Source organism: Catelliglobosispora koreensis DSM 44566, assembly GCF_000379685.1.
Classification (GTDB): domain Bacteria; phylum Actinomycetota; class Actinomycetes; order Mycobacteriales; family Micromonosporaceae; genus Catelliglobosispora; species Catelliglobosispora koreensis.
In genome coordinates this window covers 86,928-112,732 of the sequence record NZ_KB903272.1, presented here as the reverse complement: position 1 = coordinate 112,732, position 25,805 = coordinate 86,928, and the positions used below count along the sequence as shown (strand labels likewise).

23 protein-coding genes are annotated in these 25,805 nt (G+C 63.7%); 11 read left to right on the top strand and 12 right to left on the bottom strand.

The window, feature by feature from the left end; all coding sequences use genetic code 11:
- Positions 1-40 precede the first annotated feature (40 nt).
- The 3 genes from A3E1_RS41665 to A3E1_RS41660 all read left to right on the top strand — a co-directional run bounded on the left by A3E1_RS41665 (position 41) and on the right by A3E1_RS41660 (position 3,256).
- Complete coding sequence (locus A3E1_RS41665) at positions 41-1,204, top strand: serine hydrolase domain-containing protein (protein WP_083929607.1); 1,164 nt, start codon at positions 41-43, stop codon at positions 1,202-1,204.
- 101 nt (positions 1,205-1,305) lie between these two features.
- A complete protein-coding gene (locus A3E1_RS0123210; protein WP_020523180.1) occupies positions 1,306-1,893 on the top strand; it encodes a toll/interleukin-1 receptor domain-containing protein in 588 nt (195 codons plus the stop codon).
- Positions 1,894-1,897: 4 nt separating this feature from the next.
- Complete coding sequence (locus A3E1_RS41660; RefSeq protein ID WP_020523179.1) at positions 1,898-3,256, top strand: KGGVGR-motif variant AAA ATPase; 1,359 nt, start codon at positions 1,898-1,900, stop codon at positions 3,254-3,256.
- On the opposite strand, the gene A3E1_RS0123200 is transcribed toward A3E1_RS41660, so the two are convergent.
- Positions 3,253-4,662 (bottom strand): O-antigen ligase family protein, encoded by a 1,410-nt coding sequence (locus tag A3E1_RS0123200; protein WP_020523178.1) that lies wholly within the window; start codon positions 4,660-4,662, stop codon positions 3,253-3,255. The genes A3E1_RS41660 and A3E1_RS0123200 overlap by 4 nt on opposite strands.
- A gap of 6 nt (positions 4,663-4,668) precedes the next feature.
- Positions 4,669-5,499 carry a hypothetical protein gene (locus A3E1_RS0123195; protein WP_020523177.1) on the bottom strand — a complete coding sequence of 277 codons (831 nt, stop codon included), beginning with the start codon at positions 5,497-5,499 and terminating at the stop codon, positions 4,669-4,671.
- 177 nt (positions 5,500-5,676) lie between these two features.
- Here A3E1_RS0123195 and A3E1_RS0123190 point away from each other — a divergent pair, with 177 nt between their 5' ends.
- The 4 genes from A3E1_RS0123190 (at position 5,677) to A3E1_RS41650 (ending at position 9,760) form a co-directional block, all read left to right on the top strand.
- Positions 5,677-6,759: a glycosyltransferase family 4 protein gene (locus A3E1_RS0123190; RefSeq protein WP_157631701.1), complete on the top strand. Its 1,083-nt coding sequence runs from the start codon at positions 5,677-5,679 to the stop codon at positions 6,757-6,759.
- A gap of 75 nt (positions 6,760-6,834) precedes the next feature.
- Positions 6,835-8,085: a glycosyltransferase family 4 protein gene (locus A3E1_RS0123185; RefSeq protein ID WP_026208744.1), complete on the top strand. Its 1,251-nt coding sequence runs from the start codon at positions 6,835-6,837 to the stop codon at positions 8,083-8,085.
- Positions 8,082-8,879, top strand: coding sequence for a glycosyltransferase (locus A3E1_RS41655; RefSeq protein ID WP_020523174.1), 798 nt, complete (start codon positions 8,082-8,084; stop codon positions 8,877-8,879). Before A3E1_RS0123185 ends, A3E1_RS41655 begins: the two co-directional genes overlap by 4 nt.
- Positions 8,876-9,760 carry a glycosyltransferase family 2 protein gene (locus tag A3E1_RS41650; RefSeq protein WP_020523173.1) on the top strand — a complete coding sequence of 295 codons (885 nt, stop codon included), beginning with the start codon at positions 8,876-8,878 and terminating at the stop codon, positions 9,758-9,760. The genes A3E1_RS41655 and A3E1_RS41650 overlap by 4 nt, the downstream gene beginning before the upstream one ends.
- Here the strand turns inward: A3E1_RS41650 and A3E1_RS0123170 are convergent, their stop codons facing one another.
- The 7 genes from A3E1_RS0123170 to A3E1_RS0123140 all read right to left on the bottom strand — a co-directional run bounded on the left by A3E1_RS0123170 (position 9,761) and on the right by A3E1_RS0123140 (position 16,681).
- Entirely contained in the window at positions 9,761-10,804 is a 1,044-nt protein-coding gene (locus tag A3E1_RS0123170) for an RNA ligase (ATP) (RefSeq protein ID WP_020523172.1), read from the bottom strand.
- Between the two features lie 75 nt (positions 10,805-10,879).
- On the bottom strand, positions 10,880-11,086 hold the full coding sequence (locus A3E1_RS0123165) for a hypothetical protein (RefSeq protein WP_020523171.1): 207 nt from the start codon (positions 11,084-11,086) through the stop codon (positions 10,880-10,882).
- Positions 11,087-11,190: 104 nt separating this feature from the next.
- Positions 11,191-12,843 carry an asparagine synthase-related protein gene (locus A3E1_RS0123160; protein WP_020523170.1) on the bottom strand — a complete coding sequence of 551 codons (1,653 nt, stop codon included), beginning with the start codon at positions 12,841-12,843 and terminating at the stop codon, positions 11,191-11,193.
- 9 nt (positions 12,844-12,852) lie between these two features.
- Positions 12,853-13,464: a DUF1989 domain-containing protein gene (locus A3E1_RS41645; protein ID WP_020523169.1), complete on the bottom strand. Its 612-nt coding sequence runs from the start codon at positions 13,462-13,464 to the stop codon at positions 12,853-12,855.
- Positions 13,461-14,189, bottom strand: a complete 729-nt coding sequence (gene gntA, locus A3E1_RS41640; protein WP_020523168.1) for a guanitoxin biosynthesis heme-dependent pre-guanitoxin N-hydroxylase GntA — start codon at positions 14,187-14,189, stop codon at positions 13,461-13,463. The genes A3E1_RS41645 and gntA overlap by 4 nt, the downstream gene beginning before the upstream one ends.
- A gap of 9 nt (positions 14,190-14,198) precedes the next feature.
- Positions 14,199-15,836 carry an asparagine synthase-related protein gene (locus A3E1_RS0123145; protein WP_020523167.1) on the bottom strand — a complete coding sequence of 546 codons (1,638 nt, stop codon included), beginning with the start codon at positions 15,834-15,836 and terminating at the stop codon, positions 14,199-14,201.
- 62 nt (positions 15,837-15,898) lie between these two features.
- Positions 15,899-16,681, bottom strand: a complete 783-nt coding sequence (locus A3E1_RS0123140) for an alpha/beta hydrolase (RefSeq protein WP_020523166.1) — start codon at positions 16,679-16,681, stop codon at positions 15,899-15,901.
- A 77-nt stretch (positions 16,682-16,758) separates the two neighbouring features.
- Between A3E1_RS0123140 and A3E1_RS0123135 the strand changes: the two genes are divergently transcribed.
- Complete coding sequence (locus tag A3E1_RS0123135) at positions 16,759-17,493, top strand: polysaccharide deacetylase family protein (protein ID WP_063825149.1); 735 nt, start codon at positions 16,759-16,761, stop codon at positions 17,491-17,493.
- Positions 17,494-17,627: 134 nt separating this feature from the next.
- Entirely contained in the window at positions 17,628-18,206 is a 579-nt protein-coding gene (locus A3E1_RS0123125; RefSeq protein ID WP_020523164.1) for a Uma2 family endonuclease, read from the top strand.
- A gap of 26 nt (positions 18,207-18,232) precedes the next feature.
- On the opposite strand, the gene A3E1_RS46290 is transcribed toward A3E1_RS0123125, so the two are convergent.
- The 3 genes from A3E1_RS46290 to A3E1_RS41635 form a co-directional block, all read right to left on the bottom strand.
- A complete protein-coding gene (locus A3E1_RS46290) occupies positions 18,233-18,442 on the bottom strand; it encodes a hypothetical protein (protein WP_211215980.1) in 210 nt (69 codons plus the stop codon).
- Between the two features lie 78 nt (positions 18,443-18,520).
- Positions 18,521-20,299 carry a 3-hydroxyacyl-CoA dehydrogenase family protein gene (locus A3E1_RS0123120; RefSeq protein WP_020523163.1) on the bottom strand — a complete coding sequence of 593 codons (1,779 nt, stop codon included), beginning with the start codon at positions 20,297-20,299 and terminating at the stop codon, positions 18,521-18,523.
- 92 nt (positions 20,300-20,391) lie between these two features.
- A complete protein-coding gene (locus A3E1_RS41635) occupies positions 20,392-22,683 on the bottom strand; it encodes a PQQ-dependent sugar dehydrogenase (protein WP_020523162.1) in 2,292 nt (763 codons plus the stop codon).
- Positions 22,684-22,832: 149 nt separating this feature from the next.
- Here A3E1_RS41635 and A3E1_RS0123110 point away from each other — a divergent pair, with 149 nt between their 5' ends.
- Together A3E1_RS0123110 and A3E1_RS0123105 are read left to right on the top strand one after the other, a co-directional pair.
- A complete protein-coding gene (locus A3E1_RS0123110) occupies positions 22,833-24,317 on the top strand; it encodes an aldehyde dehydrogenase family protein (protein WP_020523161.1) in 1,485 nt (494 codons plus the stop codon).
- Between the two features lie 38 nt (positions 24,318-24,355).
- Entirely contained in the window at positions 24,356-25,804 is a 1,449-nt protein-coding gene (locus A3E1_RS0123105; RefSeq protein WP_020523160.1) for a DHA2 family efflux MFS transporter permease subunit, read from the top strand.
- The last annotated feature ends 1 nt before the right edge of the window (position 25,805 follow it).

Sequence of the window (25,805 nt, the reverse complement as noted above, 5' to 3'; positions counted from 1 at the left end):
GATGAGTTTTGCGCTGCCGTCATGGGTAACCGTGTAAGCCATGTGGAAACGTGCACTTGGCGGTTTGATAGCCGTCTCTGTTCTCCTGGCTCCCTCAGTGCCCGCGATCGCGGCCCCATCTTCCGGGCTCAAGTCCGCATTGGACAAGATCACGGCAGCCGGAATGCCTGGTGTTCTAGCGGAAACGCGCGCTGACGGCCGCCGCGAGTCGGCCGCGAGCGGAGTGGCCGATGTGGACACACAGCGCAAGGTGGGTTCCGCCTTCAGCCACCGTGTGGGGAGCATCACGAAGACCTTCACCGCGACGGTGATCCTCCAGCTCGTTGGTGAGGGCCGGATCGCTTTGGACGCACCGGTTTCGAGATACCTTCCGCAGTACGACACCACCGGCATCACGGTCCGGATGCTGCTGAACCACACTAGTGGCATCTCTGACTACGACCACATCATCTTCGCCACACCAGACGACATCCTGCGGCACCGCACCACCACGTTCACCCCGGATCAGCTCGCACGCTTTGGCCTGGACGCCCCGCGCACCAGCCCACCGGGCGGGCCGCACCTGTACTCCAACACCAACTACGTCCTGGCCGGCCTGATCATCGAGAAGGTCACGCGGCGGCCAGCCGTGCTCGAGATGTACCGGCGCGTCATCCTGCCGCTTGGCTTGTGGCGCACCTACTTCGCCGCACCGTCGTCGCACATCGCCGGCCCGCACGCGAAGGCCTACATCCCTTGGCTCGACGGCAAGTTGATGGACTTCAGCGTTTACAACATGTCGTGGGGCTGGATGGTCGGTGACGTTGTCTCCACCAGCCGCGATCTCAACGTGTTCTACCGCGCGCTGCTGACCGGCCGCTTGCTATCCCCCGCTTTGCTGGCCGAGATGAAGACCACCGTGCCCTGGGACCCGGCCTACCCTGAGGCGGGCGGCTACGGTCTCGGTCTCTACTCGATCGCCTCGCCCTGCGGCATGATCTGGGGTCACGATGGGCTCGTGCTCGGGCATTCCGCCATCTCGCTGCACAGCGAGTCAGCGGACCGCCAGATCACCATCGGCCAGAACATGACCCACTACGCCGACCCGTCGTTGCCGGACCCGATCGGCGAAGCGACCGGTGAACTGCTCCTGACCTCGCTCTGCCCGGGAACCGCTCTCAAGAGCGCAGCACCTTTCGTCTGGCGGAGCCCCGTCCACAAATAGCACCGCTAGCTGGCGTGGGCGTCCTGCCCACGCCAGCTTCAGCACCTATTGATCCACAGTGGTTGATACGCTGCTTTCCTCGATGGGAAGGAGCGGATCCTTTGGCGGACTACGAGTACGACGTCTTCCTTAGTTACCGCCGGGCCGGCTCGGTCAATGGCTGGATGCACAACCACTTCTATCCCAAACTCGTCGAGTCGCTGACCGACGAGTTGAACTACCGGCCAGAGATCTATTTGGACACCGAGCAAGATGTTGGTGATCGTTGGCCTGAGCGACTCGAATACGCGCTCCTGCGGTCGCGGATCATGTTGTGCGTGTGGACCCCGTCGTATTTTGGCTCAGACTGGTGCCTCGCGGAGTGGGAAAGTATGAAGTTGCGTGAGCAGGCGCTAGGCATGGCAAACCGTCAAGCGCCCGGTGGTCTCGTCTACCCGATCCGCCTTAAGGATGGCGAAAGCTTCCCGAAGGAAGCGCGAGAGACGCAGTACCTCGACATGAAGCCTTGGGCTTATTCATCGCCCGTCTTCCAGCAGAGCGTGAAATTCCTGGAGTTTGAGGAGAAGGTCGCCGGCATCGCCGAAGATCTCGCGCGACGGCTAAGGCAAGTGCCAGCCTGGGAACCACATTGGACAGTCATCCGCCCAGCCGCCAAAGACCTTGGCGCACCAGCGCTGCCGAGGCTGTGATCGCATGCCAGGGACAGTAGTCACGTTCTACTCCTACAAAGGCGGCGTCGGCCGCAGCTTCGCACTCGCCAATGTGGCGTGGCAGTTGGCCCAGTGGGGCAACCGCGTGCTTTGTGTCGACTGGGATCTCGACGCTCCCGGCTTGTCTTACTACTTCCAGCCCTGGATAGCTAAGACCGAAACGGGTCTCGTCGACTTGATCTCTGCTTTCGGGGCCGGGGGGACACCACGGTTCCGCAAGTACCAGCAGCCTGTCTTCAGCCACCCGTCGGGTGGACGGCTCAGCTTGCTCTCGGCTGGCGCCCAGGGCCGCGGCTATCCCCAGATGGCGCAATCGATCGACTGGGCCCGGCTTTACCTCGACAAGGGTCTCGGCGACTTCCTGGAGACCATCCGGGCCAGCTGGGTCGAGGACTACGACTTTGTGCTCATCGACAGCCGCACCGGCATCACCGATGTTGGCGGCATCTGCACGGCCCAGATGCCAGACATCCTCGCCATGCTCTTTACAGCCAATGAGCAGAGCCTCGTGGGAACCCTGGATGTCGCACAACGCGCGCAAGAGGCGCGGGACAGGCTGCCGTACGACAGATCCCCGGTCTTGGTGCTGGCTGTCCCCTCGCGGATCGACGCTAGAGAGGAATATCGCAACGCCCAGGCATGGCGCGATACCTTCGTAACTGACCTCGCCCCTCTGTTCCAACCCTGGCTCTCACGTGAGGCGCCGCTGCAAAAAGTGCTCGGGCACATCACGCTTCCCTATGTGGGCTACTGGAGCTTCGGCGAGGAAATCGCGATCGCCAAAGAGCCCGACCCTTCCCCTGATCAGATCAGCTATCCCCTGCAGTCCCTCTCAGCCCTGATCGCTCATAAGCTTGACCGCACCGATCTTTTCGCCCGCAACCGCGATTCTTACGTCGCTGCGGCTCAAGCTTCCTCTGGCGCCAGCCGGTATGAGTACGACGTCTTTATCAGCTACAGCCCTGAGCAAAAGAACGCCGCCGAGGCACTCGCCGGAAGTCTCAAGGCCAAGCGACTTAGGGTTTTCCTAGATACCTGGGATATCCCGATTGGAGCCGACTCCCGGACCGTGATGACCGATGCGCTGGAGCAGGCGCATCACATGGTCATCGTGACAGGGCCGGAATATTCAGCCAGTCAGCTTGAAGACGTAGAGACTTTCCTGCGCCACACCTTGGACCGGCGGTCGGACAGATTGATCATCCCGGTTCTCGTCGGAGCTGACCGGCTACCCTCTCGCGCTCCAAGCTGGCTACGCCGCACCCAAGCGATCAACGCCACCTTCAGCACGACCGACGAAACCACCGATCAGATTGTGCAGACCCTTAACGATCCCTCCTAGGCGGAGACGCGGGGCTTGGGCCGGGGAGTGAACAGTGGCGGCAGCGGCACGGTGGGGTGTGGTGGCAGCTCGGGCGCGCGGGTGGGGCGAGTGAGGCGCCACATGACGGCGGCCGCTCCGGTGAGCACGCCGAGGAACATGGCGTAGGTCCGGAAACCCATGGAGTCAAAGGTGAATCCGACCGCGATCGCGAGCATCTGCACGGAGATGAGGCAGGCGCACAGGTGACGGTCGGCGAGGCTGGTGGAACGCTTGTAGGCGATCGCCGCGAGCGTGATCGCTCCTAAGTGGACCAGTGCCAGCGCGACGACGCCGATCACACCACCGCCGACGAGGGACTGCAGCCACTGACTGTCGAGCCAGGTGTATTCGGTCGGGATGAAGGTGCCGTGGCCACGGCCAAAGAGCCAGTGCCCGTCCATCCAGCCCTGCTCTTCGATCAGATCCCAGTCTTCGGCCCGGCCCTGCACACTGGCGTCGTCTTCCCAGCCTTGGAACAGGCCGAGGATCGTGCCGAGCAGACCAGGCATGGCGAAGATCAGCATGATCATAAGGACAACGGTTGGTACGACAAGGTTGAACCGCAGTCGCCAGTTCCACGCCGGAATCATGACGAGCATCGCCACCGCGAGCGCGACGATTCCCGTGCGGGACAAGGCCATCGGCAGGGCGAGGAACATGATGGCGCCAGCGATCGCCGACCACTGGCGCATCGCGCGCGTCGGGGAGAACCGTCCCATGTGGACAGCAAACGGCAGCAGCATCGCCATCACCGTGCTGAACTCGATGTAGTGGCCGGTCGTGCCGTTGACCCGCAGATGTCCGGCGCCGCGGGCTTCCAGCCCGTTCAAGTTGCCGTGATAGACGAGCCCGGGGATCTGGATGTAGGCCGTGATGTCGAACTGCATCACCGACTGCATGATGCCGATGAAGCCGATGATGGAGCCGCCGACGAGCATGACCCGGATGAGGCCCTCGACACGCTCCTTGCGCGGAACCCCGTCGGCGACGGCGAGCACGGCACCGAAGAAGGCGAGCGTGCCGATGATGAAGCGGACGGCACCGTTGTCTTCGAGGGTCGGCATGCCACGCATCAGCCCGGCCGCATATGAGGCAAGGATTGTGGTGAAGAAGAACCCGATGATCCACCGCATGGGCTGTGGCCCACGGGTCACCAGACGCGGGTGCATGCGCGAGAGCACCCAGATGCCGAAAAGCAGCAGCCCCATAAGCGTCGCCGGGTGCCCCAGGTCGCTAAGCGCCGGAACCGCTAGGGGAGCCGGGATAAGGCTCAGCATCATCACCATGATGCTGACCAAGAACCCGATGTCCATCAGGTACCGGCGCTGCTGGGTGGCGTAAATGGCCCCCTCTAGAAACCGGGGAGAGTACGCCTGATCGGACATCGGCTGCTACTTCTTGCCGTTGTTGCCGGTGTTTCGCTTGTTCTTCGGCCCACCCGACCACGAAACGCCGGCCAGCGGCAGCACCACGGTGCTGTCGTTGTCGTCGCGATCGTCAGCTAAAGAGACGGTCTCCGCGTTGGCCGCGTTCGGCCCGGCATAACTGACCGGCGGAGGCGGCATGATGATCGCCGGGCTGACCGGAACGACAGCGCGGGCTTCGGGTGACTCTGGCACGCGCAGGTAACGCCGGCGGACGAGGGCGTCCACCCACAGCGACACCGCGACGGTAACCAGGATGCCAACGCCCACAATCACAATCAGCGTGCGCTTACCCACCGTGCGGACGACTTCGACCTTCTCACCCGGATCGAGCACCTCGGTCTGGATCGTTCCGCCCTTGGGCAAGTTGAATCCGGACTGACGTTGTTCGAACTCGCTCTGAATCAGCTGGATCAGCCGGTCGAGCGTGGCGCGGGCGGATGCTTCGGATTTGGCTAGGACGTTGATCTCGATCACCGTCAGGCCGAAAGTCTTGGCCGTTAACTCGAACTCGGGCGAGAGCCCTTCGGCCTTCAGCATGTTGTGGACTTCGGCACCGTTGCCTCGAATGACGGTGTACTCAGCGAGGGTGTTCGGGCTGAAGGGGTTGACGGGCGTCGTCCCCTTAGCGTCGTTGTTAACCACCGTGGGTGAGGTGACGGCCAGCTGGCCTTTGATGTTGTAGTCCGGTGGCACCGTTAGCAGTGCGAACACTGCTGCCACCATGGCGAGCAGCAACAGCGGCACCGCAACCCAACGGCGCCGCCACATTACCTTCGCGACATCCCAGAGATCCATGTCGCCCTTCTCTCGCGGGTATTTCCGCCCTAGAGTCTTACGCCGCCTGCCGACATAAGGCAACCGGCCGACGTGCTGATTATGATGCCTGGTCAAACGAGTTCTAGCAGCTTGGCAGGCCTGGTTGTCGGGAACATGACGGCCAGGAAAGCTTTGAAGAATGAGAGTCTAGCCGTCGTGCGAATTGGATTTGCCTGCTTGTGGGACCGGGATGCCCCGTCGACCTGGTCGCGTACCCCTTGGGAGTTGCGCAAGGCCATGCAGGATCAGGCTGATGTGGTTGATGTGGGTGTCGACGTTCCGATTCTCATGCGGCGTGCCCTGCAGACAGCTCACTTGAAGATTCGCAACCGTGAACTTATCACCCTCTGGGAACAGGGCGCGTTGACGGATCGCTTTTGCCGGGGCCAACTTAACCGCCGCTCGGCTGACTGTGACGTCGTGTTGCAAATTCAGGACTTGGCGATCACCGAAAAACCCTTCTTCGTGTACCAGGACATGAGCTTCGACGCGTTGCTCAAGTTGCGTGAGTCCGGCTTGGACGTCTTTCGTGTGCTCACGACGAGTGAGATGAAGCGCCGCCACGAACGTCAGCGTGCTGTATATGAAAAGGCCGCCGGCGTGATCGCGATGAGCCACTGGCTCGCCGAAAGCCTGGTCAAGGACTCGGGATTGCCGCCGGAGAAGGTGCACGTCGTGCATCCCGGCCGGGTGGCTTCAGCTGGCGGTCCGGTCAGAGAACGTCCAAAAAGGAGACACAGGCTGCTCTTCGTCGGGCGCACGTTTGCCTCCAAGGGCGGCGACCTGGTGCTCAAGGCGTTTGAGAAGCTGCGTAAAGATGGCGTGACCCTGACGATCGCTGGCCCGCCAACGCTCGACAACGTGCCCGATGGCGTCACCTTCCTCGGGGCGATCCCGGGCAGCGAAGTCGCGAAACTTTACGACGAGCACGATCTGTTCGTGCTGCCCACGCGCATTGAGGGATTTGGGATCGTCTTCACCGAGGCGCTCTCGCGGGGGCTGCCGTGCATCGGGCGCAACAACTTCGCCATGCCGGAGATCATCCAGGCGCCGCGTTATGGACGTTTGCTCAACGAGGACGATCCGCAGGAACTCGCCGATCTCATCAGCGACGCCCTAGCCGATGACGCCCTTTATGAACGATGCGGAACGGACGCTGCCCTCATCCAAAGTCACTATTCATGGGAAAGAGCAGCAAGAGAGGCCATTAGCGCGGTCTCTACCTGGCCGAACGGATGAGGCCAGTCGGTAACGCGACATGTAGACACGCCACACCGCCTTGCCCGCTGTAGCTGCACGTGAGCGAATAGTGCGGTGTCAGCGCATGTCACGATCCTCATTGCGAACTTGCCCGCCGAAAAAGACCGCCGTGTCATCCGCCAATGCCTGTCCTTAGAGCAGGCTGGCTTCGAGGTCACGGTCATCGCCCCGCGCGGTGACCGTGGCTTGACTGTCCTTCCCGGAAGTCGTGGCACCCGTCTGCGGCCTTATCCAGTACCCGTGCTGGGGTCTGGAATTTTGTCTTTTGGTTTTGAATTCGCGTGGTCGTTTATGTGCATAGCTTTCCGGCTGCTCGGTGAGGTGCTCGCCGGGCGGGCGCATGCCGTGCAGGTGTGCAACCCGCCGGATGTTTACTGGCCGCTGGCTTTGCTGATGCGGATGATGGGGCGCCCGTGGGTGTTTGACCACCACGACCTGTGCCCCGAGGTCTACGCGACCCGGTCCGGCGGGAACCCGAAGCGCATCGTCTACCGGGCCCTTGAAATGCTCGAATGGCTCACCATGCGGACCGCCACGGCCGTCTTTTCCACCAACGAGTCCTTTCGCGACATTGCTTTGCGGCGGGGAGTCAAGCCGCACAAGGTTTCCGTCGTGCGCAACGGCCCGGCCCTGACCGAGCTGGTCGCCAAGCCGGCTAAACCCGATGGGCTGCAACGCATTGTCTACCTCGGCGTGCTCGGCCCGCAGGACAACGTACGCGGTGCCGTGCTGGCCGCCGACGAGCTGACCCGGTTGCGTGGCCGCGACGGCTGGCGGCTCATCATCGCTGGCGACGGCGAAGAGTTCCTCAACCTCAAGGCTCTGGTCAAAGAACGCGCGCTCGAAGATGTCGTCGAGTTCACCGGCTGGCTTGGCCCGCAGGGGGTCGACGAGCTGCTGCAGCAGGCGACGTGTGCGATCCAGCCCGACCTGGCGACCCGCATGAATCAGTTGTCGACGATGGCTAAAACGGTGGAGTACCTGGGCCGTGGGGTTCCGGTCGTCGCGGTGGACCTGCTGGAAACCCGCCGGACCGCGGCCGGCGCGGCGATGTATGTGCCCACGGGCGACCCGTCCGAGTTCGCCAAGGCGCTCGACGAGCTGCTGCGCGATGAGGCACAGCGGGAAGAAATGAGCCGGCTCGGGCTCGAACGGTTCACCAGCAAGCTGGCGTGGGACCATCAAGCCGTGCCCTACCTGCAAACGTGGCAGCGCCTGCTCGCCAAGCGCCTTCCCCCGGCGTCGATTCCGGCACCGCGCCAGGGCTCGCGTAAGCCGGGCCGTAAAGAGCGGGCAAAGCTGTGATCAGCATCATCATCCCGGCACATAACGAGGGCGGGCGGCTCGGGGCCAACCTGACGCTGCTCACCGAAGGCATGTCGCCGGGTGAGTTCGAAATCATCGTGGTCGCCAACGGCTGCACCGATAACACCGTCGACATCGCCAAGTCGATTCCTGGCGTTTTCGTCATCGAGCTCGAAGAGCCGGGCAAAGCTGGCGCCCTGCGCGCCGGAGACGAAGCGGCACAACGGCTCGCGCGCATCTATCTCGACGCGGACATTCCACTAGCCGCCTCCGAGGCCCGCGCCCTAGCCGCTGCCGTCGCATTGCCCGGGGTGCTGGCGGCGACGGGCCAGCGGCTTGTCGTTACGCGTGGCTCGGCTCTGGCCGTGCGCGGTTACTACGCCGTGCACCGCCGGCTGCCCGTGTTCCGCGACGGCCTGTTCGGCCGGGGCGTCATCGCGCTCAGCGCGGCAGGACGCTCACGGTTCGAGGTCTTCCCGGCGATGGTCGCCGATGACCTTTTCCTCGACTCACTGTTTGACGCGCACGAGAAGCACCACCTCGACGACGTCGTGACCAAGGTGACGGCGCCGCAGCGCACTGTCCAATTAGTACGGCGCCTGGCTCGCGTGCGCGCTGGCAACCGCGCTATGCGGCAAGTCTCGAAAGCCCGTGCCGCTTCTAACACCTCGTGGCTTCGTCACGTCGTGCTGCCCCGGCCGTGGCTTTGGCCAGCCGGGCTTTGCTATGCCGCTGTCACGCTCGCCGCTGAGCGGATGTCGCGCCGCGAAAACCTGACGTGGGGGCATTCGTGATCGACGTAACGGTAGTGGTCGTTTCCTACAACACGCGTGATCTGACGCTGAAAACGCTTGCCTCGCTGGCGTCTTGCGCGGGTGACTTCGCTCTGGAAACGATCGTCGTCGACAACGCCTCCTCCGACGGATCGGCCGACGCGATCTGCGCCGCCTTCCCCAACGTGTCGGTGGCCAGAAGCAAGACCAACCTTGGGTTCGCGCAAGCGGTCAATCTGGCCGCGTCGCAAGCGCAAGGCCGCTATTTGCTGCTCCTCAACCCCGATACGGTACCGGGCGGAGCGTTCATCGCCGAGTTGGTGGAGTTCGCCGGCAAGCATCCGGAACGTGGCATCTACGGCGGGCGCACCGTGCGCGAGGATGGCAGTGACTTCCTGGCCGGCTACGGTTTCCCGACCGTCTGGTCGGCGTTCTGTTTCGCGACGCTGATGTCCACGTTCGCCCGCCAGAGCCGGCTGTTCAACCCCGAAGAGCTGCCTGGACTCGACCGCTCCGAACCGGTCCCGGTGCCCGCGCTGTCAGGTTGCCTGTTGCTGGCCGACCTTGAGCTGTTCCTGCAGCACGGTGGCTTCGATCCGCGATTTTTCATGTACGGCGAAGACATGGACCTGTGTTACCGGGCCACGCGGTCGGGCGCTCAGCCCACGCTGGTGCCAGCGGCACGGATCATCCACTTAGGAGGAAAGTCCTCAAGCTCAGCGGGCAAAGTGGAGATGCTGATGCGCGGGAAGATAACTTTCCTCGCCAAGCACCAGCGCCCGCGCCTCATCAAGGCCCTGCTGATGACCGGTGTATTCGTTCGTGCGATCGCCGGCAAAGAGCCATGGCGCTCCGTTTGGCGGACCCGCCGTGCGTGGCGCAACGGCTGGCCCGCCGTCTAGCTATTCGAACTCGGTGCCACCCTTACGCGTTAGGTACGCGTCGGACACGAGCTTGCCGATCGCCCGGCCGCCAAGGACTTCGCTGTAACGTTCCGCCGCGGGACGGATGACGATCCCCTCACGGATGTTGAGCTCCTTGCCCGACAACGTTTCCCGGCCACTGGCGAGTCCTATGAGGACAGTCTCGTCATACGGGCCCTCGTAGAGCACCGGGGCGCAGGGCAGCTCGCCCTGAGGCACCGCAAGCCAGCGCACCTGACCGTCAATCTCAGCGGCGACGTCGAAGGCCGCGTAGTTCACGGGACCTTCCGTTCCGTAGGCCAAGTCCTGCACACCTTTGCCGTAGACCTCGCCGAAGATGCCGACCCTCGTCGCGCCCAGTTCCGCGGCAAGCTTCTCCGCGACCGCCGGCACGCCATGGGCTAGCACAGCACGCCAGTAAAGGTTGCTAACGCTCTCCTTCAGCGCGAGCCGCTGCTTGCCGAAGCCCTTTGACGAAACGAAACGATCCCCCGTCTCCGCGACGTAGGTGAACAAGCACGCTGTCCCGTGGATTTTCTCCGTCGCGATAACGGGTTCCCCGGCCGTGAAGATGCCCGGGTAACGCTTGATGTTCTCGATTTCGACCCACGGCAGCAGATCGGGCGCCGCGGCGATGTCGCCGGAAAGGTGCACCGGAATCGGCGGCACCCACTTCGTCACGCCGAGCAGCTCAGCGAAGTCAGTGTCGTCGGCTAGCGAAAGGTCAACGCCCCCAAGCGCTTTCGGCGTGCACACGATGCCCTGTGACAACTCACCGCGCAGCCGCACCGCCTTGACCCGGTTGTGTGCCGCTCCCGCGAGCTTGCCGGTCAGCCCGAGTTCGCCGATGAGCGCCTCCGGCAACACCGACCCCTCCGGCAGGTAAATCGCATAGTCCCCGGTCTGATAGGCACCCTTGGCCACGACCGCACGGTAGAGCCCAACCTGCGCGAGTTCGAGCGCGTCGGCGTTGGGATGCGGGTGAACGACAAGACTTTCCGCGGTGACCTTGAGAGTGGACATGCGCGAGACCCTAGGACAGAGAAGGCCGCCTCCGCAGGTCAATAACGCGGAGGCGGCCGAAGTTGCGGTGCGTGATTAGTCAGCCAGGTTGGTGATGCTCTGTGCCCAGCGGAAGAACTTGTTCGTGCCGAGGTCACGGACAGTCTTGATGTTGAACGCCTTGAGCAGCAGCTCAGCGTCGCCTTCGGACACGCCCGCGATCGCGGTCACCGGCGCGTCGGCGAGTTCCTGAGCACTCTTGCCCTCGTACGCCTTCATCAGCTTTGCTTCCAGTCCCAGCATTGCTTTTCTCCTTAGTCTCTGCCCCGACCCGGGCCTTGGTAAGGCTACGTTGGCATTATGTCCGTGACATAGCCAATGCCCAAACCCGACATCATTTGTGCAGCTCAGAGTGAGGTCAGCAACACCGACAGGTTAAGGATGAAGTCGACGCTAGCGGCTTCGGCCTCAGCCATTCCGTTGAGCAGCCGGTCAAGCCAGGACTGATTAATCAGACCGGAATTGGCGGCTGGCTCTAGAAGTTCGGGGTTCTCCCGCCAGTGCTGCACGACAAGGTCGGCCATGACCGGGGCACCAGCCGCGTAGCGGCGCAGACCCCGGCGGTGCCGCAGGACTTTACGCCCAGCGCGCCCGGCGAACTTATGAATCGGTGTCTCACCAATCATCCGCGTGACAGCTGGCGGGCGGCGCAGCACACTCGGCCGCATGCCAGAGCCCAGGGGCATCTCGGCGAGTTCGTTGTCCAGGTGCGACATCACGTCCACGGCTTGCTGTGAACTCCAGCGGCGCCGGTGCGGCAGCGACATCATGATGGTGAGGACTTCGCGGTCCAGCAACGGGTTCAGCGTGACGCGTTCGTTGACCGCCGCGGTGATGGTCGCACCACCCCAGCGATGCAACCGCTCCTTCAAGAAGAACTGGTCCATCGACGACATCCAGTCGAAACCTTCATAGGCGGCGAAGGTTTCGCGAACCCGGCGATAGCCGATCTCACGGGACTCGGCGGCGAACTCGTCAGACAGCGAACTGTCCGGCACACCGTAGTTGTTGGCGAACCACATGTTGAAGAAACGGTCCGCCAGCTGTGGCGTCTGCCTTGGCCGGTTGGGCTGGAGCAAGTAATAGCCCACCCGGGCCAGCTCGCCACCGTGGCCGGAAAGTCTTGGACTGTCAGCGACTTCACGCTCGGCCCACTCGAAGACCGCGGCCGATAGCGGCGCACCCATGCCGTCTTGACGCAGAGCGGCGGCGTGAGCGAGCTGATAGGCGATCTCAGGATCGAACGCGGCGATCTCGTCCAGGTCTGCCTCGACGTGACGCATGCCGTAGCGTTCCGCGATCCGCTTGGCGACCGGGCCGTCGGCCGATCCACTGTGGACAATCGTGAACCCCGTGATTTCCTTGCGGCGGTCGGCGGGGACGGCGGCCAGGATCAGGCGGCTGTCCATCCCGCCCGACAGCTCCAGGACGACATCGTCGTGCTGGTCTAGGAAGCCGCACACCAGCTCGCGCAAACGGGCCGCGTGCACGCCAACGAGGTCGTGGGTAAACGGCACCTTGTTCAGTGCAGGGTAGGGCTCTGCCGACAGCTCGCCTTCGGTGAGCTTCCAGTAGTGGGCCGCGGGCAGCTTGCGTACACCCAAAAATGGGGTGTCCTCATTGAGGTGGTGACCCACCATCCGCTGCACGGCAAGGGCTTCGAAATTGAGCTTCGCACCGATGCGCGCGGCCACAACGCGAGCCGACGTGCCTGCCGCCGCCCACCCGGCCTGCTGCGATCCGTAGAGATGCCGGAAGCCAACGTGGTCGGCAGCGATCACCGCCTGATCCCCATCGATCAGCAACGCCGCGCTGGGCGCACCGAGACGGTCCAGCCCTTCACCGCTACGCAGCTGGCGGCCCAGCTCGTCCAGGCTTACCGGAGCGCCAAACGCGTCGACCGCGCCCCGGCACAACAGGTTCACACCGTCGGCTAGACCGAAGGTTCTGAGGGGTTCACCCGCGGTTGAGACAACCAGCGGGCGATCATTGCTCTGCACCGACTCAGGTTATGCGTCTTGGGTGCCGTCACGCACTGTAGACAACCCGACAACTTCATAGTCGATCGGTTTGAGCGTCCCATTATTGGACATCTCGGCCGAACACGCCGTCAGGCCGACGACCAAATCCATCTCCGCGTGCAGCTCAATGTAGTCCCCGGCCTGGGAAAGTGGCGGTCTGATGTCCAGCGCACCCGTTTCGGTGACGACCACGTTCATGAAGGTGTTAAACGTGGTCCCGATGTGTGACGGCTGAACGCCGTGCGGCGCCATGGCTTTGCAGAGGTTCTCAAAACAGCTGGGGTGGTAGCCCTCCCAATCCGGGTAGAGCAGGTCAAATGTCTCCTGGCTGCACGGGGTGAGCAGGAAGTCGTGGCGGCCGACGAGGTCGGTGCCAATGCGCAACATCGGCACAGAACGGTTGCTGTAAAGGATGTCGCCCGTCGTCAGCCAAATCCTTTCCGCGTAGTCGAGTGAACGGCCGGATGAAAGCGCATGAGTGGGATCGCCCACAGCGACCGCGTAGAGGTCGGCCACTTGTTCGCCAAAGGGGTCGATCAGCCGCAAGGTGGCGCCTTTGGGCAGCACGACCGCGGCGCCCGACTGCCGCTCGATTCTCATGTCGCATTCCTCACGTGGAAGGGGCATTGCCAGTCCGGTTCGACAACTCGGCCACCATACTGCTTGGCCTCGGACTGGTTGCCGTAGTCCTGCAGCGCGGGGTTGAAGTTGCCTTGCAGCCGCTCATCTCGCCGCCGGATCGTGCGCTGCATCGAAACGAACCGCTCGGCGTGGCGCAGCTCCTCAAATTGCGCGTGCGCGTTGAAGATGAGCGTCGGCCACGCCAGGCGCCGCGTCCACCGTTGCGAGCCAGAGTGCATACCAACGACAAAGAATGAACGCCCGTGAAAACTGAAGGAAAAGCTGTTCTCATCGGGATCGGATGAAACCGTTGGATCCCAGGGCATTTCGTCGAGGTCGTGCAGGCCTTGCAAGGTTTGCCAAAGCAGTTTCTCGAACTCGACCGGGCCAATGCCCGTTGGTTCCTGGAACGACACCACACACGAGGCGAAGCGGTCGGGCGAGAGGGGAAAGTCCGTTATGAAGGTGCGCAGATCCTGCGCGAGTTCAGCGACACTTGAAGGGTCCCCGAGAAGGGGATAAGAGCAGAACCGGTAGTGCCCAGCCCGGACCGCTGCGGCACCAGCGACGCAAGCGAAACCTTGACTGAGCGCGACAGCCCGGAAGCCGTCATGCGCAAGCACTACTGAGGCGTCAGGCAGCAGACCGGGCTGGTCCAAGCGGACCAGTCGCTCCTTTCCGGACTGCCAGCCGTGATATGACATCCGGCCAGGTTAGCTAGCAATCACGCCAAGGTTTATCAGAAAGTCGACTGTGGTGGCATCAGTTTGGATCGTGCCGTCAAGAAGCTGCCCTAGCCAGTCTTCGTTTATTAACCCAGATTTCGCGGCGACGTCGAGCAAATCCGGATTATTGCGCCAGTGGGCGACAACAAGCTCGGCTAACAACGGTGCGCCCGCGGCAGCGCGGCGCTGTGCGCTTATGGTGCGAATCACTTTGCTCCCCGCCTTGGCGAGGAAGCCCTTCCACGAGTTCTCGCCGAGCCGTCGGGTCAGCGTGATCTGGCGATCGAGCGCGACCGGGCGCAGCCCCGAGCCCAGCGGAATGCGGGCGAGCTCAGGGTCGAGACGGTCGAGAACCCTTACCACATAACGGGATCCCGATCGCAGGCGAGTGGGCACGGCTTGGGCGTAGCTAACGACCTCGGCATCGGTGAGCGGGTTTAGCGTGACCCTATTGCGGCACCCATCGGTGATGGTGATACCGGCCCACCTCTGCATTCTCTGCCGCAAGTAGAACCGCCCGACGGCGCTGAGCCAATCGGTCTTCTCCCGCTGAAAGACTTCCCGCAGGCGCTTCATCGCCAGCGTTTGCGACTCGGCCGCGAAGTCACGGGTTAGAACCTGGTCTTTGACCGCGTCGTTGGAAATGATCCAGCGGCGGATGTAGTTGTCGACCGATTCCTGCCGCACCGTCGGATGTGGACGTTCAAACTCGAAGATCGCCCGTGCGAGTTCGCCGCCGTGCCCGGACAGCCGCGGTCCTTGGCGCACTTTGGATTCAGCCCAGTCGAACGCCGCCGCCGACAGAGGCCGGCCAAGGCCGTCTTGGCGCACAGCCGCCGCGTGAGCCATTTCCCAAGCGGCTTGCGGGCCGAAATCCCGCAGCCCGGCCACATTGACGACCTCGAATCGCATGCCGTAACGCTCAGCGAGCCTTGCCGCGACGGCACCGTCCTTGCTGCCCGCCGTCACGATGGTGAAAGCGGTCAGTTTGCGGCGCCGCTCCGGCGGCACGGCCGCGAGGACGAGCCGGCTGTCCAGCCCGCCGGAAAGCTCCAGCATCACTTCGTCATGGTGGTCGAGAAAACCTGCGACCAGATCGCGCAACCGGGCCGCGTGGGCCGGCGCCGCGTCCTTTGTGCCCGGGCTTTCCATTCGCTGGTACCGGCTGAGCCGTAGCTTCCCATCGGAAAGCTTCCAGAAGTGGGCCGCCGGAAGTTTGTGCACGCCCGCGTAAGCGGTGTCGTCATCGAGGTAGTGCCCGGCCAGCCGGAACACGCTCAGTGCTGTGATGTCGATGCTCGCGCCCGACTGTTTGGCCAGTGTCCGGGCTGAGGTGCCGGCCGCGGCCCAGCCCGAACGGGCCGCTCCGTAGACGTGACGGAACCCGACATGGTCCGCCGCGATGGTCGCCTCGTTACCCTCGATGAGAAGGGCCGCGAAGGGGGCACCTAGGCGCTCAAGCCGGTCTTGGTCACGCAGCCGTTCTGTCAGCGAGCCGGCCGCCAGAGGCGATCCCGACTCGTCAATGACTCCACGGCAGAGAGCCGTCGCACCAGCGCCCGTGCCGGAGACATGGAGCGCCTCACCTGGCACTGACACCACTACGGCTTGGTCGGCTATCTGCACGGCCCCAGGCTACCGACGCAAGCCTGCTCAGGCACGAGGGGCGCCGCTGTACAGAATCTGACTTAATCGAGATGTTTAAATGCCGCAACGGTTCGATCGGCATAGGCGCTCGCGTCGCCAAAAGTCATCGGACCGTCCCAAGTGGACGGTAGTGGTGTGGGCACATCAGGCACGATGCGCTTGACGATCTCGTCGAGCACGGTCTCGGCGTCACCGACCCACAGATGTTTCCCGCCGGGCACCGCAACGACCTCTGCCTGCGGAATCACCGAAAAGCGTGCCTTGGCCTCCACCGGGCGCAGGTAATCGTCAAACTCCGGGACCAGAGCGGTCAGTGGCTTGCCGTTAACCGCCCAGGCGGCAAGGTCTTCTTCTGACGACGTCCGCAAAGGCGGCGACAGCAATATCGCGCCTTCCACCGACGGCTCGAGCCCGTAGCGCAGCGTCAGATCGGTGCCAAACGACCAGCCGACGATCCATAGCCGGGGCAGGTGCTGAAACTCGGCGAACTCGATCGCGGCGGCCACGTCGAACCGCTCGCCGTTGCCACTATCGAACACGCCCTCGCTGGTGCCCCTGACACTGCTCGTGCCGCGGGAGTTGAAGCGCAGCACGGCCAGTCCCGCGAGCGCGGGCAGGCGCCACGCGGCTTTGCGGAAGATGTGGCTGTCCATCATGCCGCCGTGCGTGGGCAGCGGGTGCAGGCAGATGAGCGTCGCGACCGGGTCACGATCTTCTGGTACGGCGAGCTCCCCGACCAGGGTCAGGCCATCTGCCGTGTGCAGTTCAATGTCTTCGCGGCGGCCAGGAAGGATCGAGTTGGCGCGGATCGGCTTCGACGTCACGCTAACTATCTTCCCGTGCCTGAGCGTCAATAACCCGACACCGCCACGCGATGTGACTGGGGCTACTGTTTGGTGCCGTGAGTCCTGGATCTTTGGTGCGGCCGGTGTGGCGCTGGATCACTCGCCCGGTCGGCTCAGTCAGGGCAATCGCGACCACCCAGCCCGACGTCGTGCTCACCTACGACGACGGCCCCGATCCGGTGACGACGCCAGCCGTGCTCGAAGCCCTGCGCGCGCACAACGCCACCGCCACGTTCTTCATGCTGACGCCGCGAGCGGTCGCCAACAAGTCTTTGGTGCACGAGATTGTCTCGGCCGGGCATGAGATCGCGCTGCACGGCATCGACCACACCAGGCTCACCCAATATTCGTCCGCCGAAGTGCTGCGCCGGTGCCGCGAGGGCAAGGCGATCCTGGAAGACATTGCGGGCGTTGAGGTCCGCTGGTTCCGCGCGCCCTACGGAGCGATTCTCCTTCCACATTGGACAGCCGTGCGGCGCTCCGGCATGGAACCCGTCGCGTGGGGACCCACCGCCCGCGACTGGGTTCAGCTGCCGGAAGAAGAGATGGCACAGGCCGCATTGGGCTCGGCTCAGGCAGGCGAAATCATCCTTGCCCACGACGCGTTCGCGGGAGCCGACGTCGGTGTGGACGATGGCCCAGCACCCACCGTGGATCGGGGAAAACTCGCCGAACTCTTGCTTTCCGGCCTCGCTTCGCTCGGCCTGTCCGCAAAATCCTTGGGCGACACCGTGAACACGGCTCAAGCCAACCCGGCTCGCCCTCGCCGTTGGGCTTGGTTCCTGCGTTAACGGACAGCCGCAAGGTCGTCCTCTTGGAAGTCGTCGAGCTGCGTTCCGACGGCAAGATCGACCTTCGCGTCGACACCTGGACCTTCCCCAACTGAAGCCGAATAGTGTCAGAGTGGAGGAGTAGAACAGGAGGCATGACCGTGACCCAGGAAAAACCACTGACCGGCATCGATCCCACCCGTCCATGGACTTTCGAGGATCTGCTGGTGCTGCCCGATGCCGAAGGCTGGCGGTTCGAGCTTTTCGAAGGGACGCTGCTCGTGTCGCCGATTCCACCCATTCCACATGGGAGTGTTGTCGTCAGGCTTCGGGATATCCTGCTCAAGCAGCTCCCAGAGTCGCTGAAGGCGGGTGAAAACTTCGGTGTGCTCAAGCAGGACCATCGCAGCTATTTCGTTCCCGACCTCACCATCTTCGATGCCGAGATGCTGGAGTCGGCCCTTCCCGCACTGCCACCCTCGACCGTCAGCTTGGCCATCGAGGTCGTCTCGCCCGGCAATCCCGCCAACGATCACGTGATCAAGCGCAACGGCTATGCGACCACTGGTGTCAAGGAGTTCTGGATCGTTGACCCGCGCACGCAAACCGTCACCGTCCTGACAGGACCGACTCCCAACGGCTACACCCTCGAAAAGGTTTATGGCTCAGGCGATCTCGTCAGAGCACAGGAGCCACTGACCGTGGAAGTTCCGGTAGCCAGCCTGTTCAGCTAAAGGCTGGCTTCCTCCCTCTCCCTATTTCAGCCGCGGGTCGTGGGGGTGCGGCGGTGACGGGCGTTCCAGCAGCTGGTGTGCCAATGCCGACGATCGGAGACGTCACCGAAGTCCTCATGGGGCCAGACCACGACATGCGGGACCCCTGGCTTGATCTCCTGGTCGCAGCCGGGGCAGCGGTAAGTCTTGGTGCTCGACTCGCCGGTTAACGCCCGGACCCGGAATTCGCCCTCAATGCGCTCATGCCGGACCGGCCCCGGATCAGGGCGGCCCGGCTCATCACGCCGTCTGTTCTTGCGTGGCACAAATAAAACTTAGCGATGCGTGTGATCACGGAATCCGCGGCCGGCCTTGCGCCCGAGATAGCCCGCGGTCACCAGGTGCTCCAGCAGCGGGGCGGGCGAGAACCCGGGCTCACGCAACTCGAGGTAAAGCTCGCGCTGAATGGCTAGCGAGACGTCCAGGCCCACCACATCAAGCAACTCGAACGGGCCCATCGGGTACCCACAGCCGAGTTTCATAGCCGCGTCGATGTCGTCGGCGCTGGCGTAGCTGGCTTCCAGCATCTTGACCGCGTCGTTTAGGTACGGGAACAACAGGGCGTTGACGATGAAGCCAGCCCGGTCGGCACACCCGACAGCGGTCTTGCCGAGCTTGGCGACGACCGCGTTGGCAGTGGCAAGAGTCGCTGATGAGGTCCGGATCGTTTTGACGACTTCAACCAGCGGCATGACCTGAGCCGGGTTGAAGAAGTGCAGACCCACGACGTCGGCGGGCCGCTGGGTGGCCATGGCGCACTCGATGACGGGCAGGCTCGACGTGGTCGTGGCGAGCACGACGCCCGGCTTGCAGATCTCGTCGAGGCTGGCGAACAGGGCCTTCTTGACGCTGAGTTCCTCCACGACCGCTTCGACCACGAGATCGGCGTCGGAGAGGTGGTCGAGGTTGGTGGACCACGTGATCCGGCCGACCGCCGCGTCGCGGTCACCCTCGCTGAGCTTGCCTCGCACGACGCCCTTGTTGAGCGAGGTCTTCACCGATTCGCAGACCGCCGCGGACTTTTCCGCGCCGCGGGTCACGCTCAGGACTTCATATCCCGCCTTGGCGAAGACTTCGATGATGCCCGTGGCCATCGTCCCGGAGCCCACGACACCTACGGTCGTGATCGTCCTTTGCAGACTGTTCTCACTGTCCGCTTTGGACACCGCGTCGGTGACGACCGGTGAGCCAGCCTTCTCATAGGCGTAGAAACCGCGGCCGCTCTTACGGCCGAGCAGTCCAGCGGTGACCATCTGCTTGAGCAGTGGCGCCGGGGCGTGCCGGCGATCGCGGCCACCGCGGCGGTACATCGTGTCGAGAATTTCGTAGGCGGTGTCGAGGCCGATCAGGTCCATCAGCGCGAGCGGGCCCATCGGCAGCCCACAGCCGAGCTTCATGGCCGCGTCGATGTCTTCGCGCGTGGCGTATTTGCCCTCGAACATGGTGACCGCGTGGTTCAGGTAACCGAAAAGCAGAGCGTTGGCGATGAACCCGGCCCGGTCGCTGATCGTCACGTCGGTCTTGCCGATGCGCGCCATTAGCGCCTCGACATCCTCGACGACCTCGGGCGCGGTCACCACGGTCTTGATGATCTCGACGAGACGCATCACGGGGGCGGGGTTGAAGAAGTGGACCCCGATCACCTGGTTGGGCCGGTGCGTCGCGACGGAAATCTCGGTGACGCTCAGGGAGCTCGTGTTGGTGGCAAGAATCGCGTGCGGCGCGCACACCCGGTCAAGCTCGGCGAAGATGCGCTGCTTGAGGTCGAGGTGCTCGGGAACGGCCTCGATCACGAAGTCGACCTCGCTCAGGGCCTCAAGCCCGATGCGGAAGTCGACCCGGGCCAGAAGGGCGTCACTGTCCTCTTGCGACAGTTTGCCTTTGGCGACCGCACGGCCGGTCGAGCCGGCGAGGTTTTGCCGGCCGCGCTCCAGCGCCGCCTCACTGATCTCTACCGCCACCACGGACAGGCCGTTGCGGGCAAAGACCTCTACAATTCCGGCGCCCATGGTGCCGAGCCCCACCACACCGACCGTATTGATCTCGCGCGCCATCGCGGCCTCCTTAGTACAGGTTCAGCCGAGTCTGCCACGGCGGGCATCCGCTCCAAACCGGCAGTGCCTGTGGTTTGTTCCACAAGTTTGGCTCAGAAGCGGATGACTGGCGTTTCGACGCTGGGCTCACCTGGCATACGCGGCGTATCGGGGCCGATCTTGGTGCACCCGGGCAGGCCCAGGTAGTGGATCCACCCTGAACAGCGCAGGAAGGTCGCTGTCAGCGGTTGCTCATTCGGCCCGATAGACACGGTGTGCCGCTGGGCGCCGCCATCTGACCACCCGATGAACCGGTAGCCCACCCCATTGAGGAACTGCGAGGACGGCGCGTAAACAGTGCGCTGTGCCCCATCGATCAAATCGACCGTGAACGGTGCCGCCCCGGCGAACGCGTCAGTGGTGAGCTGAAGCCCCGCAGGCTGGGTCTGCACCGCCCAGGACACCGGCTTCGGGTTGAGCGGGCGGGTGATGCTCGACGTCTGGCCACTGGAGTCCGTCGCCGTGAGCACGAGTTCAAGGTGCGCTGGCAACTCGTGATCAGGTGCCGTGAACGAACCGCTGGCCACACCGTTCCACGACTGCAATGGATGGGTGTGGCAGCCACCGTTCACGACACAGTGCTGCATGCGCAGCTCCCACTTGAGGCTGGCCGCGGGCAGCACACCGTCATCGGGGTCGGCCGCACTGCCGCTGAAGCTAACCGTCTGCCCGACTTTCCACGTCAGGGCCGCGCTCGGGCTGTCCATCGTGGGGGTCGGCGGGAAGCCATTGACATGCACCGCCACGGTTGTCTCCGAGGACGCTCCAGCCAGATCCGTGACCTTGAGCCGGGCCGTATAGCTGGCCGCGACGGAGTATGTGTGCTCCACCGCCACACCAGTCGTGTCGAAGGAACCGTTGTTGGTGAAGTCCCATTGATAGGTCAGCTGGCCTTGGTCGACCGCGTCGGCGTCACTGGACGCGGAGGCGTCGAACGTGACGGTCAGCGGCGGGTTCCCGGTGACCGGCCCGGCGTCGATGTGCGCGACGGGCGGCCTGTTCGACGAGTAATACCTGATCGCCCGAACCGTTCCGCCCAAGCTCACGTAATACAGCTCGTTGTCTGGCCCGAGCTCGAGGTCGGTCGGGCTGGCCGCTTCGGCGAAGGTGCTCACAAGGCTGGGGCTGGGCAGACCGCCTTGCTGAGCGGTCTTCATGACATAGATGCACTTGCGCGAATAGTCAGCGATGAAAAGTGAGCCGCCATATTCGGCAGGAAAGACTCCCCCGCTGTGCGGGTAGAACACGAGCCCGGACGGTGAGTAGCCGTTGTTGTCGCAACCTTGCCCCGGCTGTCCCGTGGGCACGTGGTCATAGCTAAGGAATGGCGGGCTGACCGCACCACTTCCGGCGGCGTAAAGCGAACCGCACAAGGGAATGCCACTGCTGGCGTATTCGGACTGCTGGCCATTGCCCTCGTAACATGGCCAGCCGAAGTTCTGTGGTGTCATGGCGAGCGGGTCGACCAGCCGGTCGATATCTTCCCAGCTATTCCAGCCGGTATCGCCGATCCACACCTCACTCGTCCCTGGACGCATCGTCATGCGATACGGGTTACGCAAGCCGTAGCCCACGATGAGCCTCTTGTTCGGGTCTGGCGAGAAGAGGAACGGATTCCCGGGAGCCGCAGCGCCGTTCTCTGGATTCAGCCGCAGGATCGCCCCGTTGAGCAGGACCGGCCCGGTGGCGCTGCGAAGGCTCTGCGAGCGCACCGCGCCGCCTTCGAAAGCCGGGTCGCCACAAGGGTTTCCGACCTGTCCATAGTCAACTTGAGTGAAGCTGGCGCCATCGCCGCCCGTGACATAGAGCATGCCATCGACGCCGAATTTCAGATCGTCGGTCGAGTGGCTGATCCATTGCTGGCACCAGCCTTCGACAAGCACCTGTTCGCTGCCGGTCATCACCTTGCCGGTCGCGTCCGCGCGCAGGCGCGACAACCGCCCGGTCACGACGCAGCTGCCATCCCAGTAGGTGCAGTTGTCGTTCCAGTAGGGCGCGCTCTGCCCTGGCGGGGCGTCCAATGTGTACAGCACATAGATCCAGGGCTGCACCGGAAACTGCGGGTGAATCGCGAGGCCGAGCAAGCCACGGTCACCAAGGTTGAAGACCTTGGCGGATAGGTCGGCGAACAACGTCGGGTCGGGGTCGCCGAGGTTGTCAAAAACCTTCACCTTGCCGCCCTTTTCGGCGACGAAGATGAGTCCGTTGGGCGCGAATTCAAGGTTGGTGGGGTCGGTCAGCCCAGCGAACACGATGTGCTCCTGAAAACCGCTGGGCAGAGCTGGCCCAGCCGAGACCGGCTGAGCGATGCCGTTGAGCAGCGATCCCACCAGAATTAGGGACATAGCTGCGCCAAGCCGACGTAACATTTGGTATTCCTCCCGAGAAACTGCGCCCCAAAGTATCGGTTACGAGGAGCGCTCGGATCCCCCGATCAGTACAAGAAAGAATGAGGATCTTTCTTATTACTTCCGGGTAGGAATAGACTTCGGCCGTGACCGTCACGACGATTCCCGGCGCGAGCAGCGTGACCGCCGGCGAGCTGATCTCAACTAACCCGGCGACCGGCCAGGAGGTCGGCCGTGTGCGGGTTGCCACTGCCGAAGATGTAAAGGACGCGGTGTCACGTGCCCGCGAGGCTGCCGCGTGGTGGGCCGGGCTCGGTTTCCGCGAGCGCAAGCGCCGCTTGCTGAAGTGGCGCAAGGCGATCACTGGCCGCATCGGTGAGCTATCGGTGCTGATTAACCAAGAGGGCGGTAAGCCACTCGAAGAAGCCGTGCTGGAAGTCGTCGTTTCCGTCGATCACATCGCTTGGGCGGCCCGTCACGCGCGCAAGACGCTGGGATGGCGGCGTGTCGGCGGTTCGCTGATGCAGCCGGAATACGCGGGCTACCTTGAGTACCAGCCATACGGCGTCGTTGGCGTCATCGGTCCCTGGAACTTCCCCATCTTCACGCCGATGGGATCGATCGCCTACGCCCTCGCGGCCGGCAATGCGGTCGTCTTCAAACCGAGCGAATACACGCCCGCGATCGGACAGTTCTACGTCGATCTCTTCCAGCAGATCGTGCCGGAGCATCCGGTCCTGCAGATCGTGCACGGCATGGGCGATGTGGGCGCGGCGCTGTGCCGCTCCGGTGTGGACAAAGTTTCGTTCACGGGATCGCCGGCGACAGGCAAGAAGGTCATGGCGGCATGTGCCGAAACCCTTACGCCCGTTGTCATTGAGGGCGGCGGTAAAGACGCGGTGCTCGTGCTTGAGGACGCTGACCTGGACGCTGCCGCGGAAGCGGTCGCCTGGGGCGCGAACTTCAACGCTGGGCAGGCTTGCGTCGGCATCGAGCGGGCTTATGTGCACGAGCGCGTCTACGACAAGTTCGTCAGCAAGCTCGTCGAGGAGACCAAACGCATCGACATCGATTCCCAGATCGGCCCGATCACCATGCCGGGCCAGCGCGATCTGATCAAACGGCACATCGATGAGGCGTTGACCAACGGCGCCACGGCGCTGCTCGGCGGGCCAGACGCGGTTCGCGGCGCCTATGTGCGGCCAACCATCCTGGTCGGTGTCCCCGAGGACTCGACGACGGTTCAGGAAGAAACGTTTGGGCCAACGCTCACGGTGGCGAAGGTGTCCGGCGTAGAGGAAGCCGTGCGGCTCGCTAACGGGACGCAATATGGCCTCGGCTCGGCGGTCTTCTCCCGTTCACAGGGCTTTGAAGTGGCTCGCCAGCTGCGCACCGGGATGACCTCGATCAACTCCTTGTTCTCGTTCGCTGTGCTGCCAACGCTTCCCTTCGGGGGCGTGGGCAACTCCGGGTTCGGCCGGATTCACGGCGAAGATGGGTTGCGCGAATTCGCCCGCGTGAAGGCGATCGCGAAGCGGCGCCTTCCCAGTGTCCCGGCGCTGCTGACGTTCCGGCGGACGAAGAGCGGCATGAAGTTAGCCGAGCGGGCGGTCAAGTTCCTGCACGGCTAATTTGACGGTTACTAGATTTTGAGAGCTACTATCAATTTATGGTAGCTCTCAAAAACCGCTGGCTGGCGCTCGCCGCCCTGGTCATGTGCGTGCTCGTCATCGGGCTCGACGGCACGGTGCTGAACGTCGCCCTCGCGACCCTCGCCGCCGACCTCGGCGCCAGCACTGGCGAACTGCAATGGATCGTCTCCTCCTACCTGATCACGTTCTCCGCGTTCCTCCTGCCCGCTGGGCTCGCAGGCGACCGCTGGGGACGCAAGAAACTCCTGCTCGCCGGTCTCGTGATCTTTGGTGCCGCGAGTGGGTTCGCCGCCTTCGCCGGCAGCACCGCGACACTGGTCGCCGCTCGTGCCGTCATGGGCGTTGGCGCGGCCATCATCATCCCGTTGTCGATGTCCACGCTGCCGGTGATCTTCCCGCCGGAAGAACGCGCACGGGCGATTTCCACCTGGACCGTCGGGATGGGACTCGCACTGCCTCTGGGGCCGATCGTAGGCGGGTGGCTGCTGGAAAACTATTGGTGGGGTTCGGTTTTCCTCATCAACCTGCCAGTGATCGCCATTGCCCTGATCGCGGCGGCCATCTTGCTGCCGGAGTCGAAAGATCCCGCGTCGGCGAAGCTCGATCCGCTCAGTGTCGTGCTCTCGGTTAGCGGGCTCGGGCTAGCCGTTTACGGCGTCATCGACGCGCCGGAGGCGGGTTGGGGATCAGCCCGTGTGCTAGGCAGTTTGGGCGCCGCGACTGTCCTCATTGGACTATTCATCTATCGCAATCTGCGCCGACGTGAACCCATGGTCGACCTTGGGCTCTTCCGGAGCCCGGCGTTCACGTGGGGCACGGTGGCTACCGTCTTCGCCGCTTTGGCACTTATGGGCGGGCTCTTCGTCGTACCCCTTTATTTGCAGGCGGTTAAGGGATTCAGCGCGATGCAGACGGGGTGGGGTCTGGTGCCGTTGATCCTCGGCCTGATGGTGACCGGCAAGCTCGCACCGCGCATAGCGGCTCGCCTGGGGAACCGGAGTGCGATCGTCACGGGCATGCTGCTGCTGGCCGCCGGATTCGCGCTCGGCTCGCTCACGACGACGGCGTCCCCCTTTGTGCTCACCGGCAGCTGGCTTGGGCTCGCTGGGCTGGGCCTCGGGCTCGCGATGGTGCCGGCGATGGACACGGTTCTCGCCTCGTTGCCTGAGGCGAAAGCCGGTGCTGGATCTGGTCTGGTGCAGACACTGCGGCAGGTCGCGGGAGCCTTCGCGGTGGCTGGGCTGGGCAGCTTGCTGAACTCCATCTACTCCAACGGGCTATCCGGTCCGGCAAAGGAGTCGATCGTCGCCGCGGCACGGCTCGGCGATCCGGCCGTGTTGTTTCAAGCCCAGGCGAACTTCGTGTCGGGAATGGACGTCGTGCTTATCGTGTGTGCCATAGGTTCTGTCGCTGGCGCGGCACTCGTGGCGGCCTTCTTCAAGGCCCGCCCGGCGCCGGTAGGGTAGG

Excerpts from the sequence above, each read along its gene's own strand:
- A3E1_RS0123170 (WP_020523172.1), bottom strand. The coding sequence starts at position 10,804 with ATGTCCACTCTCAAGGTCACCGCGGAAAGTCTTGTCGTTCACCCGCAT.
- A3E1_RS0123105 (WP_020523160.1), top strand. The coding sequence starts at position 24,356 with ATGGTAGCTCTCAAAAACCGCTGGCTGGCGCTCGCCGCCCTGGTCATG.
- A3E1_RS0123195 (WP_020523177.1), bottom strand. The coding sequence starts at position 5,499 with ATGGATCTCTGGGATGTCGCGAAGGTAATGTGGCGGCGCCGTTGGGTT.
- A3E1_RS41660 (WP_020523179.1), top strand. The coding sequence starts at position 1,898 with ATGCCAGGGACAGTAGTCACGTTCTACTCCTACAAAGGCGGCGTCGGC.
- A3E1_RS0123125 (WP_020523164.1), top strand. The coding sequence starts at position 17,628 with ATGACCGTGACCCAGGAAAAACCACTGACCGGCATCGATCCCACCCGT.
- A3E1_RS41645 (WP_020523169.1), bottom strand. The coding sequence starts at position 13,464 with ATGAGAATCGAGCGGCAGTCGGGCGCCGCGGTCGTGCTGCCCAAAGGC.
- A3E1_RS0123120 (WP_020523163.1), bottom strand. The coding sequence starts at position 20,299 with ATGGCGCGCGAGATCAATACGGTCGGTGTGGTGGGGCTCGGCACCATG.
- A3E1_RS0123165 (WP_020523171.1), bottom strand. The coding sequence starts at position 11,086 with ATGCTGGGACTGGAAGCAAAGCTGATGAAGGCGTACGAGGGCAAGAGT.
- gntA (WP_020523168.1), bottom strand. The coding sequence starts at position 14,189 with ATGTCATATCACGGCTGGCAGTCCGGAAAGGAGCGACTGGTCCGCTTG.
- A3E1_RS41665 (WP_083929607.1), top strand. The coding sequence starts at position 41 with ATGTGGAAACGTGCACTTGGCGGTTTGATAGCCGTCTCTGTTCTCCTG.
- A3E1_RS41635 (WP_020523162.1), bottom strand. The coding sequence starts at position 22,683 with ATGTCCCTAATTCTGGTGGGATCGCTGCTCAACGGCATCGCTCAGCCG.
- A3E1_RS0123200 (WP_020523178.1), bottom strand. The coding sequence starts at position 4,662 with ATGTCCGATCAGGCGTACTCTCCCCGGTTTCTAGAGGGGGCCATTTAC.